12 protein-coding genes and 2 tRNA genes are annotated in these 12592 nt (G+C 32.8%); 10 read left to right on the forward strand and 4 right to left on the reverse strand.

What is annotated here, in order from left to right:
- Positions 1-191: 191 nt before the first annotated feature.
- Positions 192-1709 (reverse strand): 2,3-bisphosphoglycerate-independent phosphoglycerate mutase, encoded by a 1518-nt coding sequence (gene gpmI / locus AC5ZCW_RS14440; protein WP_177210842.1) that lies wholly within the window; start codon positions 1707-1709, stop codon positions 192-194.
- A gap of 512 nt (positions 1710-2221) precedes the next feature.
- On the opposite strand from gpmI, the gene AC5ZCW_RS14445 reads away from it, so the two are divergent.
- Entirely contained in the window at positions 2222-2947 is a 726-nt protein-coding gene (locus AC5ZCW_RS14445) for a murein L,D-transpeptidase catalytic domain family protein (protein ID WP_496120629.1), read from the forward strand.
- Here AC5ZCW_RS14445 and AC5ZCW_RS14450 read toward each other — a convergent pair.
- Both AC5ZCW_RS14450 and AC5ZCW_RS14455 read right to left on the reverse strand, forming a co-directional pair.
- The gene (locus tag AC5ZCW_RS14450) at positions 2936-4519 is read right to left on the reverse strand and encodes a L,D-transpeptidase family protein (protein WP_496120630.1); all 1584 of its coding nucleotides are present in this window, start codon (positions 4517-4519) and stop codon (positions 2936-2938) included. The two genes, AC5ZCW_RS14445 and AC5ZCW_RS14450, sit on opposite strands and share 12 nt — an antisense overlap.
- Before the next feature lies 1 nt (position 4520).
- Positions 4521-4958, reverse strand: coding sequence for a GNAT family N-acetyltransferase (locus AC5ZCW_RS14455; RefSeq protein ID WP_496120631.1), 438 nt, complete (start codon positions 4956-4958; stop codon positions 4521-4523).
- A gap of 135 nt (positions 4959-5093) precedes the next feature.
- On the opposite strand from AC5ZCW_RS14455, the gene AC5ZCW_RS14460 reads away from it, so the two are divergent.
- A tRNA-Gly gene (locus AC5ZCW_RS14460) sits at positions 5094-5166 on the forward strand.
- A 94-nt stretch (positions 5167-5260) separates the two neighbouring features.
- Positions 5261-5333: transfer RNA gene (locus tag AC5ZCW_RS14465), tRNA-Gly, on the forward strand.
- A gap of 133 nt (positions 5334-5466) precedes the next feature.
- On the opposite strand, the gene pepE is transcribed toward AC5ZCW_RS14465, so the two are convergent.
- Positions 5467-6174 (reverse strand): dipeptidase PepE, encoded by a 708-nt coding sequence (gene pepE / locus AC5ZCW_RS14470; RefSeq protein WP_496120632.1) that lies wholly within the window; start codon positions 6172-6174, stop codon positions 5467-5469.
- Between the two features lie 163 nt (positions 6175-6337).
- Between pepE and AC5ZCW_RS14475 the strand changes: the two genes are divergently transcribed.
- The 7 genes from AC5ZCW_RS14475 to AC5ZCW_RS14505 all read left to right on the forward strand — a co-directional run bounded on the left by AC5ZCW_RS14475 (position 6338) and on the right by AC5ZCW_RS14505 (position 12460).
- On the forward strand, positions 6338-7123 hold the full coding sequence (locus tag AC5ZCW_RS14475) for a carboxypeptidase-like regulatory domain-containing protein (RefSeq protein WP_496120633.1): 786 nt from the start codon (positions 6338-6340) through the stop codon (positions 7121-7123).
- Positions 7110-7838: a carboxypeptidase-like regulatory domain-containing protein gene (locus AC5ZCW_RS14480; RefSeq protein ID WP_496120634.1), complete on the forward strand. Its 729-nt coding sequence runs from the start codon at positions 7110-7112 to the stop codon at positions 7836-7838. Before AC5ZCW_RS14475 ends, AC5ZCW_RS14480 begins: the two co-directional genes overlap by 14 nt.
- Entirely contained in the window at positions 7828-8583 is a 756-nt protein-coding gene (gene bamP / locus AC5ZCW_RS14485) for a BamP family beta-barrel-assembly machinery protein (protein WP_281631239.1), read from the forward strand. The genes AC5ZCW_RS14480 and bamP overlap by 11 nt, the downstream gene beginning before the upstream one ends.
- On the forward strand, positions 8580-9086 hold the full coding sequence (locus AC5ZCW_RS14490; RefSeq protein WP_343542996.1) for a DUF6702 family protein: 507 nt from the start codon (positions 8580-8582) through the stop codon (positions 9084-9086). Before bamP ends, AC5ZCW_RS14490 begins: the two co-directional genes overlap by 4 nt.
- Positions 9087-9152: 66 nt before the next feature.
- Complete coding sequence (locus AC5ZCW_RS14495; protein ID WP_496120635.1) at positions 9153-11396, forward strand: M1 family metallopeptidase; 2244 nt, start codon at positions 9153-9155, stop codon at positions 11394-11396.
- Between the two features lie 153 nt (positions 11397-11549).
- Positions 11550-11897 (forward strand): Sec-independent protein translocase subunit TatA/TatB, encoded by a 348-nt coding sequence (locus AC5ZCW_RS14500; protein WP_281631241.1) that lies wholly within the window; start codon positions 11550-11552, stop codon positions 11895-11897.
- A complete protein-coding gene (locus tag AC5ZCW_RS14505; protein ID WP_343542991.1) occupies positions 11897-12460 on the forward strand; it encodes a phosphatase PAP2 family protein in 564 nt (187 codons plus the stop codon). Before AC5ZCW_RS14500 ends, AC5ZCW_RS14505 begins: the two co-directional genes overlap by 1 nt.
- Positions 12461-12592: the final 132 nt, after the last annotated feature.

A 12592-nucleotide genomic window follows, 5' to 3' on the forward strand; every position in this document is an offset into this window, starting at 1 on the left:
AGAATTATTACAATATTTATATTACTATAATCACGAAAGACCACATCAGGGAATTGATGGAAAAAAGCCAATTGAAATGATAAATCCGTTACCGAAATAAGTGACTTTTACAGAAATGACAAAAAATACGCAAAAATAAAAAGAGGCTAATTAAAAAATTAGCCTCTTTTTATATAGGAGAAAATATTTTTCTACAAAAGCGAATGACAAGTCATTGCATTTGGCTGCTGAATTCCCATTAATTCTAAAATAGTTGGAGCGATGTCGCCTAAAACACCATTTTGGATATTTTTCAATTCTTTGTCTACTAAAATAATCGGCACTGGATTTGTAGTATGAGCTGTATTTGGAGATCCATCAGGATTAATCATAGTTTCGCAGTTTCCGTGATCGGCAATTACGATTGTAGTATAATCATTTGCAAGAGCAGCTTCGATTACTTTTTTCGCGCAAGCATCAACAGCTTCACAAGCTTTAATTGCAGCTTCCATAATTCCAGTGTGCCCAACCATATCTCCGTTTGCGAAGTTCAAGCAAACAAAATCAACTTCACCTTTGTTCAATTCAGGAACAAGAGCATCTGCCAACTCGTAAGCGCTCATTTCTGGTTTCAAATCGTAAGTAGCCACTTTTGGGGAGTTTCTTAAGATTCTCTCTTCACCTTCAAAAGGAGTTTCTCTACCACCAGAGAAGAAGAAAGTTACGTGAGGATATTTCTCAGTTTCAGCAATTCTGATTTGTTTTTTGCCCGCTTTTTCTAAAACCTCACCAAGTGTTTCAGTGATATTATCTTTATTGTAAACTACTTTTACGTTTTGGTACGTTTCATCGTAGTTTGTCAATGTTACATAATATAGGTTTAGTTTGTGCATGTTTTGCTCGTGGAAATCTTGCTGAGAAAGCGCTTCAGTAAGTTCACGTCCTCTGTCTGTTCTAAAGTTAAAGAAGATTACAACATCACCTTCAACAATTGTAGCAAGAGGTTTTGCGTTATCATCAACAATAACAACAGGTTCGATAAATTCGTCTGTTACGTCTTTTTCGTAGCTTGCAAGAACACTTGCAACAGCATTTGTTGAAGGAGTTCCAACGCCATTAACAAGAAGATCGTAAGCCAATTTTACGCGCTCCCAACGTTTGTCACGATCCATTGCATAATAACGGCCAACAATCGAAGCAATTTTTACAGGAGTATCTTTAATATAATCTTCAAGATCGTGAATGTATTTTGCACCAGATTTTGGGTCAACGTCACGTCCGTCTGTAAAAGCGTGAACATATACCTGATCTAAACCATATTCTTGAGACGCATCGATTAATCCGCGAAGGTGTGAAGTATGTGAGTGAACACCACCATCTGAAACTAATCCTAAAAAGTGTACTTTTTTATTATTGTCTTTAGCATAATTAAAAGCATCAATTAAAACTTGCTCTTTTGCTAAAGTTTTGTGCTCTACAGCTAAATTTATTTTGGCTAAATCTTGGTATACAATTCTTCCTGCACCTAGATTCATGTGTCCAACCTCACTATTTCCCATTTGTCCTTCTGGAAGACCAACATTTAATCCGTCAGTTCTAAGTTGTGCACTTGGGTAATTTTTGTATAGACTGTTTATAAAAGGAACATTTGCATTGTCTATTGCAGATACTTTAGGGTCAGGAGATTTTCCCCAACCATCTAAAATCATAAGGATAACTTTTTTGTTCATTGCATTTTTGTTTTCTACAAATATAAGGCATTTCTAAAGTTTGAAAACTGAGTTATGTTACATTTATATTTAATAAAATGAACAATAAAAAAAAATACTGATTTAATTGAAGAAGCCTTTATTTTTTAAAATTAATTCACGCTAAGCTCTTTTTCGGACTTTATTTTTGACAGCATTATAGTCAATAAAGTATTTTATGCTAGTAGAAAAGGCTTGTTTTAAAGCATCATTGTTTAATAATCTGAAAATTATGCTTGAAATCTTCTCAATAACTTCTTCAAAATTAGTAGGATTATATGTTTTGAATTCAAAGCTTTCATTTTTTGTTTTATTTTTTTTAAGAAAATGGATGAAATGTTGCCTTTTTTAGCGTAAGATAAAATCTTACAGAAATACGGTTTAATGTTAAAATTTAAACAAAAAATACCTGAAAATCAGGCTTGTATTTTGCGCGGTATGATTTTTTTATACTTTTGCGATACCCAAATTTTTGTTTAACCTAAAGAAATTCAATGATTTACAAAATTTATCCGTTATTTGTGTTTTTGCTATTGTCTTTTGGAAAAGATTCAAAAAGCACACCCGACCTAAAAAAAAATGCCACTGTAAAAGCGATTGCTAAAGTCGAAAAAGTCACAGTAGATTCTAAAATCTTGAGCGTTTATAATTCGTTAAACTCCAACAACTTTAAAATGCCTGAACTTAAAACTTTCTCGGAAGCTTTAAAAGGATTTTATTTGTTGAAAGAAAGAGGAGTAATTAAGAAAGATATCTTAACCCTAATTGATTTCAGTTTGTCGTCAAACGCTAAACGTTTGTGGGTGATAGATTTGACAACAAATACTATTTTATTCAATTCGCTTGTAGCTCACGGAAGAAATACTGGAGAAGAATTCGCTTCTACATTTTCAAATCTAAATTCATCATTTAAAAGCAGTTTAGGCTTTTATGCAACTGGTGAAATTTACCAAGGAAAACATGGCGCTTCTTTGCGTTTAGATGGTTTAGAAGATGGTGTCAATGACAATGCTCGCGAGAGAGGCGTTGTAATGCACGGTGCAGACTATGTATCTGAATCTTTTATTAGAAACCATAAAAGATTAGGTAGAAGCCAAGGCTGTCCAGCGGTTCCAGTTGAATTGACAAACGAAATTATTCAATTAATAAAAGACAAATCGTGTTTATATATCTATCATCCATCGAGAAGTTTCGCGATGGAGGAGAGGCTAATTTCTTAATTGCGCATATAAATCCGAATCTAAATCATAAATATCAGCTCTAAAAAGGAGCTGATTTTTTTTGCTCCATGCTGTCCAATACCATTGGTAAAGAGCGTATTTTTTAGTGATTTTGAAGCTCATGGTTTTTTTGCTGGCAATAATGGTGTCAATTCTGTCTTGAGGCCAGTTTCCGTCAACATCTAAAATGTGTTGTGCAAGTTCTATCGGATTTTCAACGCGTACGCATCCAGAACTCATAGAGCGGTTGTTTCGTCCAAAAATATTGCGATGATTCGTGTCGTGCAGATAAACGCTATGGTGATTTGGAAATAAAATTTTCATCAATCCTAATGAATTATCATAGCCAGGACTTTGTACATAACGATAATTGTTTGGCTTGTTTTCATTCCATGACATCGGATTTACTACATTTCCAGAAGTATCATAAATCGTAATATTTTTATTAGCGAGATAATTTCTGTTTCTTTTCATTGCTGGAACTACATCTTCTTTCAAGATTGTCGGAGGAACAGTCCAAGTCGGATTAAAAACAACAGTTTTCAAGAAAGAAGTAATTATAGGTGTTCTTCTTTTACTGGTTCCAACAACAACATTTCTAACTAAAGTTGTGTCTTGATTTTCGACAACATTCAGGCTATAATCAGGAATGTTAATTATGAAATAGTTTTCAGTCAATTCTGACGGATACCATCTCCAACGCTCCAAATTAGCAATTATCTGTTTTTTTCTGCTTTCTTTTGAATAGTTTAAGGCACGAATGGTTCCTACTCCAATAACTCCATCCGAAGCCAAACCGTGTCTTTCCTGAAATCTTTTAACGGCTTCAAAAGTTTTCTGATTGTAAATCTGTGTCAGACTATCTTTTCCAGACATATCATTCCAATACAAAAGTCTTTTTTTAATATTTATTAAAGCAGGATTAGTATCATTTAAAACAATTTTATCAACAGACTCAATAGTTTTTACATTATCATCTGGAAAAGTATTGATGATTTCCAATGCTTTTAATAGCTCTTTATATGTTTGTGTTTTAGGCTGAATATTTTCAACAATGCTATCTAATTTGTTTTTGTTGAAACCTTTAATTAAAATAGAATTTACGTCAAATTCCTTCTCGTCCAAATCCCAATTAGTATAAAGTTTTTTAGGATCTAGTTTTCCTTTATATATATGATTAAGATATTTTTCGAAATTAAAAGTCAGCAAAATATCATACGTAGCTAAATCTTTATCATTTAGCGAAGTGATTTTACTTTCGAATTTTTTCAGCTGAGATATTTTGTAATCTTCTGGTTCTAAACCTAATTCTTCTGATTTTTCTAATTGAGCCAAAACAAAAGTCCTTTTTTGAAGATTCCCCCATACAGTTTGATTTTCAGATGCAATGTAAAATTGCTTTAAGGTTTCGTTTTTAAAAGTTCCTATTAATGCGGTGTCTATTAAGACAGTTCTCTCATCAGTAAGTATAATTGCCGGCGCCTTTTTTTTGATAATAGGAGCGGGTTCTGGGCTTTCTTTTTTGCAGCCCACTAAAAGGCAGATTACTACTAAAGAGTAAAATATTTTCATTTTATAATTTTTTAAACATCAAATAATGTTCGCCAACATCTTTTATGTCAAATGCTTCGCCTAGTGGTTGATAGTGCATTTTTTGATAAAATCCGACAGCGGCAGTTCTGGCATTGAACCAAATTAATTCTACTTGGCTTTCGGTGCAATAAGCTTCACAATGTCTTACCAAAGCCTCTCCGAATCCTTTTTTCTGATGCGTTTCTAAAACAGCCATCCCTCGAATTTGAGCTTGATTTTGAGCGGCAAATATAGGATTGATTTTTTCAAATAACGAAATAATTCCTGTTAAATTTTTATCTTCAAATAGACCAAAATGATGTGTTGATTCTAAATCATCGCCTTCAAAGACGCAACTTTCTATGGGTTTTCCTTTTCTTAAAACAGGTTGACGAACGGTATAAGTTTCATTTGATGGAATTTCTCTGATTGTAATCATGATTTTTTGAAAAAATATTGAATTTATAACTTTTTAATTTTAAATAAGTTATAAAAAAATTGTGATTTTTATTGATTTTTTTTGATCAAAAGCTTGTTTTGAACTGAACTTTCTTTCTATATTTGCACAACCAATGCGAAAGTAGCTCAGTTGGTAGAGCTCCAGCCTTCCAAGCTGGTTGTCGCGAGTTCGAGCCTCGTCTTTCGCTCTAAAAGTAAACACGTTTTACTTATGTGAAAATAAATTTTTTGATTTTTATTTTGTTTTAAAAATTAAATTTTTTAAGTTTGCACCCGATTAATGCGAAAGTAGCTCAGTTGGTAGAGCTCCAGCCTTCCAAGCTGGTTGTCGCGAGTTCGAGCCTCGTCTTTCGCTCTTCAAAAGCCTCAAACATTGTTTGAGGCTTTTTTGTTTTCTATTCTTTTTAAAACCATATAAGTGATTTAACTTGAGGTAAGTTTTTGAGCTTAGGTTTTAATAAACTTATATGACTTATATGGTTTTAAAATTATTTCAGATTGCTTAAGTCGCTTTCTGGTTCTAATTCTTGCGCTTCTTGGTTTTGTTTAAACAAACGGGCAGACAAATCTCCTTTTAAAGTGATTTTTTCACCTTTTACTTCTAGCCAGCTTCCTTCTCTTAAACCTAAAACAGGAATCGAATTAAATGCATGAAATTCTTTAATTCTTGTTTCGCGAGTCTCTCCCATGTGTTTAGATTGTAAATCGGCATCAAGATAATGTGGATTTAAGTTAAACGGAATTAATCCCAATGTCTGAAAACTTGGAGGGTAAATAATAGGCATATCATTAGTAGTCTGCATTGATAAGCCGCAGATATTGCTTCCTGCGCTGGAACCTAGGTAAGGAGTGCCACTTTTTACAGTTTCAGATAGTAGCTGCATAATGTTGTTTTTATAAAGTTGAGTAACTAATAAAAAAGTGTTTCCTCCGCCCGTGAAGATTCCTTCCGCATTTTTTACAGCGTCTTGTGGATTTTCAAATTCATGAATTCCTTTAACATTGATATTGATTGTATTAAAAGCTTCTGCTACTTTTTTTGTGTACTCATCATGCGAAATACCGCCAGGACGCGCATAGGGAATAAATAAGATTGTTTTACAATTTTTAAAATGTGTTTTTAAAGTGGGTAAAATATATTCTAAATAGTTGCCTCCGTGTAAAGTAGAAGTGCTTGCAATGATAATGCTTTTCATGATTTTTAGACTCAAAATTTGTTTGTTAAAGATATTAAAATCTCTGTTTTTGTGTGAATTTTTAATGTTTTAATTAACAAATTTTTACCAAGTCATTAATATTAAATTTGGAACGACTTAGGATATTTTTACCGTTTTAAGAATATTTTTAAATTATTTTATTTTGTTTCAGAAAATTACTTGTTTTTTAATTATTGTAGTAGGGCAGGCTTGCTGGTCACAAAGTCAGGATCGCTCTATTTTTAACGGTAAAGTGGTTTCAAATACTTCAGATTTAGAAGGGATTCATGTAATTAATGCGCAAACAGAAGAAACTGTGACAACAAATGCTTTGGGGGCTTTTTCGATTTCTGCAAAACCAGATGATGTTCTGGTTTTTTCTTCGATAAGTTTTAAAGAAAAAAGAGTTTTACTGAAACAAGAGGATTTTTCAAATCTGAATTTTTCTGTCAATCTTAGTATGATTATGTATCAATTGCAAGAAGTTGTGGTTAAGCGATATGGTAATATTAATGCTGAAAATTTAGGTATAATTCCTTCTGGACAAAAGAAATATACTGCGGCAGAGCGTAAATTGCAGACCGCAACGGCATTAAATCCGACGGCAAATAGCGGGTCAACGGCCGAAGGTTCTCTTATGGCTGGAGGCTCTATTTCTGCAGATCCATTGCTGAATTTTTTTTCAGGTAGAACGGCTATGCTTAAGAAAGAAGTTGCGGTAGAGAAAAAGGAGTTTTTTATGAGGCTTTTAGAGAATATGTTTAGTTTGGAGCACTTTGTTGACCGATTAAAGATTCCAGCAGATTATGTCAAAGGGTTTGAATATTATGCTATCGAAAATGAGAAGTTTACGGTTATTTTAAATTCTAAAAATAAAACTTCGACGGAATTCCTTTTAGGAGAATTGGCTGTGAAATATAAAGAAATGATTGCTAGTGAAAATAAATAAAATCATATCAATAAATATTCTTTTGTTTTTTGTTCAATTTACGTTTGGACAAAAAAATGATCTCAAACAATTGGTTGGAAAAGTGGTAGAACAATCTACTCCGATTGAAGGGGTTAATGTTATAAATAATACAACTCAAGCGACAACAGTTTCTGATTCTGAAGGTAATTTTTTACTGATGGCTAAAGAAGGTGATGTTTTGGTTTTTTCTGCAGTAAATCTAGAACCGCAAAAGCGTAGAATTACAGCAGAAGACTTATATCCGAATACATTAGTCGTAAAAATGGAAGTTAAAGAGGTTGAGCTGAAAGAGGTTGTTGTGAATGAAAATGCGAATATAACTGCCGAGAATTTAGGAATTATTCCATATGGACAAAAAAAATACACACCAGCAGAACGAAAGGTTTATACTGCAACTTCAACATCAGTAGATAAGCTTTTAAATGCAATTTCGGGACGAACTGCAATGCTGAAAAAAGAAGTGAATGTAGAGAAAAAAGAAATGCTTTTTAGAAAGCTTGAGTATCTTTTTGAAGAGAATTATTATACAGATCGATTGAAAATTCCTGTAGATTATATAAAAGGATTTCAATTATTTTGTGTAGATGATGCCGATTTTGCTGTATCTTTGAATACTAAAAACAAAACAATGAGTATGTTTTTAATCACAGAACTAGCAAGAAAATATCTAACAATTCTCGAAAATGAAAAATAAATTAGGAGTGCTCGTTGTCTGCTTATTTTGTCAATTTGTAGTAGGACAAAACGGTTTTAGGAAACCATTGCATGGTCAGGTTATCAATGATTTTTTAGCCATAGAAAGTGGTTATGTAATGAATATTAATGCTAATACTAGGACATTTATTGGTTCTGGTGGTTTGTTTGATATTGTTGCACAGCCAAAAGATACTTTGCTATTCTCTGGCTTGACATTTCAATCAAAAAAAGTCGTTTTAACAGAAAAAGATTGTGATGAGGTTCTTTTAAAAGTAAAGCTGGATTTGGTTAACAATCAGCTTAAAGAAGTTGTAGTTCACAAAGAATTAAAGGTAAAAGCGCTACAGGGCGGTTCTCAGAAGTATGTGGACATGCAGTTTGAAGACGACAATCAGTCTGTTGCAAAAAATAATGCCATGCTTTCTGATCAGACCATAAAATATGGAACCGATTTTGTTCGAATCTTTAAAGACGTCAAAAAGCTTTTAAGTAAAAAAGACGAAGTAAGAGAAGAAGAAATTACAGATATTGCTTTTGTTGAATATGCTAAAGATAATTTCACAAAAGATTTTTATTCTAAAACACTTAATCTTAAAGATGACGAAGTAGAACTTTTCTTGATGTATTGCTCAAACGATCCGCATTCTAAAGAAATGGTAGATCCAGATCAGAAGTTTCAGTTAATGGATTTTATGATTAATAAGAATAAAGAGTTTAAGAAAGCCGAGGCTAATCAAAAATGAAAAAAAAGTTAGTTTTCCCTTTGCTGGGAGTTTTATTTGTACTGTCTTCAGCATTTGCTTTTCATAAATTTTATGTTGGTGTTTTTCAGGTAAATTATGCGGCAGAAAAAAAAATGCTGCAAATTACATCCCGCATTTTTATTGATGATTTGAATAATGCAATGGAGAAAAAGTATCACAAAAAGACATTTGTTGGTACAAGCAAGGAAACTCCGGCAGATGTTGAATTATTGAAAAAATATCTTTCCGAACATTTTTTAATTAAAGTTAATGGGCAGTCAAAAGCGATAACTTTTTTATCTAAAGAAGTTGAAGCAGATGATGTTTTGGTTTGTTATTCCAGAATTAAGGATATCGATAAATTTAAAACGCTTGAGATTTCAAATACTATTTTAGTCGATTGGAATTCAGAGCAGCAAAACATTACACATATTTCAGCATTTGATACTAAAAGAAGTGTTCTTTTTACAGAATCTTCAAGGAAAGAATTGTTAAAATATTAATGTATTGATAAAATTAATGTTTTAATTACTATTTTCACAGCCTAAAGAAATTACCATTAAATTTTTATGAAAAAACTTTCATTATTATTACTTTTTCCTGCAATATTAGTAGCGCAGGATAAAGCAACAACCACACCTGCTAAACAACAGGGAAAGTACGATACGAACAAGTTTAGCCAGATGTACGATTTGTTGGCAACTCCAAATATGTTTCGTACGGCTTCTGGAGCACCTGGGCCAGCTTACTACCAACAGCAAGCAGATTACAAAATTGATGTTGAATTAGATGATAAAAATTCAAAATTAAGCGGGTCTGAAACCATTACCTACACTAATAATTCACCAGATAGTTTGGAGTATTTATGGGTTCAGTTAGATCAAAATCAAGCAAAAGCAAATACGCAGACTTCATTAGCAGAAAGTGACAAGATTAGTCAAGTTTTGCCACTTGATGGTTTTTCTTCTAAATATTTGAAAAAAGATTTAGAGCGTGGTTTTAATATTGAGCAAGTTAAAGATGCTAAAGGAAGCGCAATGTCTTATACGATCAACGAAACCATGATGCGCATTAATTTGACTTCACCTTTAAAACCAGGAGAAAAAATTTCATTCTCTATTAAATGGTGGTATAACATTAATAATTATAGAAAAGAAGGCGGTCGTTCAGGATACGAATTATTCGAAAAAGACGGCAATAAATTATATGTAATTGCACAATTCTATCCAAGAATGGCAGTTTATAATGATGTTGAAGGGTGGCAGAATATGCAGTTCTGGGGAAGCGGAGAGTTTGCTCTTCCTTTCGGAAACTTTGACGTAAATATTACAGTGCCTGCAGATCACGTAATTGATGCAACAGGTGAATTAATGAACAGAAGCGAAGTGTTTACTGCCGAACAAGTAAAAAGATACGAGCAAGCACAAAAATCATTTGACAAACCTGTTGTTATTGTAACACAGGCAGAAGCAGAAGCGGCTGAAAAAGGTTTTTCTGAAAAGAAAAAAACTTGGAAATTCAGTGCTAAAAATGTTCGTGATTTCGGAATTGCTTCTTCAAGAAAATTCATTTACGATGCAATGGCTGTGAAAATTGGAAACAGAACTGTAATGGCAGAATCTGTCTATCCAAAAGAAGCAAATCCGCTTTGGGGAGAAACTTCTACAATGGTTGTAGCTCATACTTTAAAAAGCTATTCTTCTCATACTTTTGATTATCCTTATCCAAAAGCAGTTTCTGTTTCTGCAGAAGATCAAGGTATGGAATATCCAATGATTTGTTGGAACTATGGTCGTCCTGATGAAAATGGTGTAACTAGCAGAGAAGTTAAAAACGGAATGATTGGTGTTATTATTCACGAAGTGGGGCACACTTTCTTCCCGATGATTGTTAATTCAGATGAGCGTCAATGGACTTGGATGGATGAAGGTTTGAACTCATTTTTAGAGTATTTGGCAGAACAGGAATTAGATTCAAATTTCCCTTCAAGAAGAGGGCCTGCAAAAAATATTGTTCCTTACATGAGTGGGGACCAAAAGTTTTTAGAGCCAATTATGTCGAATTCAGAAACAATTCACCAATTTGGAAATAATGCTTACGGAAAACCAGCTACAGGTCTTAATATTTTGAGAGAAGTAGTTATGGGAAGAGAATTATTCGATCACGCATTCAGAACGTATGCAAACAGATGGAAGTTTAAGCACCCAACCCCAGAAGATTTCTTTAGAACAATGGAAGATGCTTCTGCGGTAGATTTAGACTGGTTCTGGAGAGGTTGGTTCTACTCAACAGATTTTGTAGATATTGGAATTAAAGATGTAAAACAATATTATGTTTCTGATACTCCAACTGCAGATATTAAAGATGTAAAAGTTAGAAAAGGACGTTTTGGATTCGAAAAAGGGCCTTTTGTTTATTTAGTGTCTGGAGATAATGCAGAAGTAAGCGATTCTAAGAAAAAAGCTTTAAAAGTAGAAGATTTTAAACCTTTGGCTGATTACGTAGATCAGACTTTTACAGCTGAAGAAAAAGCTAGTATTAAATCTCCAAAATATTTCTACGAAGTAGAATTTAATAAACCAGGCGGAATGATTATGCCGATTTTAGTTGAGATTACTTACGAAGATGGCTCTAAAGACAATTACAAATACCCAGCTCAAATCTGGAGAAAAAGTAATGATACAGCGAGAAAAGTTTATGCTACAACAAAAGCAATTAAGAGTATTCAAATTGATCCTCAATTGATGACGGCAGATATTGATGTAACCAATAACTCTTGGCCAAAAGTAGAAACAAAGTCAAAATTTGACTAAGAAAATAAAAAATGAATAAAAAGTTCATCGGGTTTGTAAAAGCTTGATGAACTTTTTTCTTTTAATTAAATGCATTTTCAAGGACTTTTTAAGTTAATTTTAAAACTCTAAGCTGCAAAATTTAATATCTTTGCGACTACAAAATTAAAAGTTATGTTTGGTATAGGAGGAGGAGAATTAGTTTTTATATTGTTTATAGTGCTTATGCTTTTTGGTTCTGATAAAGTGCCAGAAATTGCACGTACAATGGGAAAAGCTATGGCTCAATTAAAAAATGCAACTAATGATATTAAAAGTGAAATTCAGAAAGGAGCAGAAGCAAATGGTCTTGATGCAAAATCTCTAACTGATATTACGGGTAATATCAATGCAGAAATTAATAACGCAAAATCGAATTTACTTGGAGATACAGGGAATCTTTTAGGAGATACCGCTACTGAAATCGAAAAAGTAAAAGAAGATATTGACACTCTTTCAGGACCTATTAAACGTCAAATGTAATGCTTGAAAAAATACAGGAATTAGATAAGGATCTTTTAATCTTTCTTAACGGATTAGGTTCTGAAACATACGATAGATTATGGCTTATTATTACCAATCAATTGTATTGGACGCCATTTTTCTTATTTCTATTCTATCTTATTTATAAAAAAATAGGAGGAAAACAAACTCTGTATTTATTGCTTTTTATTGCAATTCTTATTGCTTTTACAGATCAGACCTGTAATTTATTCAAACACACTTTTCAGCGTTTGCGCCCATGTAACGATCCAGAGATAAATTCAATAATTAGAGTGGTTCAGGTTAGAAAATCATATAGTTTTTTCTCAGGACATGCTGCTAATACTATGGCAGTTGCAACTTTCTTATTTCTTATTTTAAAGCGCTATTTCAAATATTTCGGGTTTATATTTCTATGGCCTTTAATCTTTGCTTACAGCCGAATTTATTTAGGATTGCATTTTCCGGGTGATATCCTTACAGGATATTTCTTTGGGGCACTTTTCGGATTTTTACTTTATTTAGTTTATAGAAAGCTAAAACCACAGTACTTTCCGGGATAGATTTTTTTAAGGTGCTAAGGTTCTGAGATACTAAGATACTAAGGTTTATATATTAATTGCCTCCAGCTTTAGCTGGAGGTTTTTTTTTTTTGGACAAATGAAAGGCTTTAGCCAAATTAAGATTACTTAATT

The sequence above is a fragment of the Flavobacterium sp. PLA-DH12 genome, from assembly GCF_059511845.1.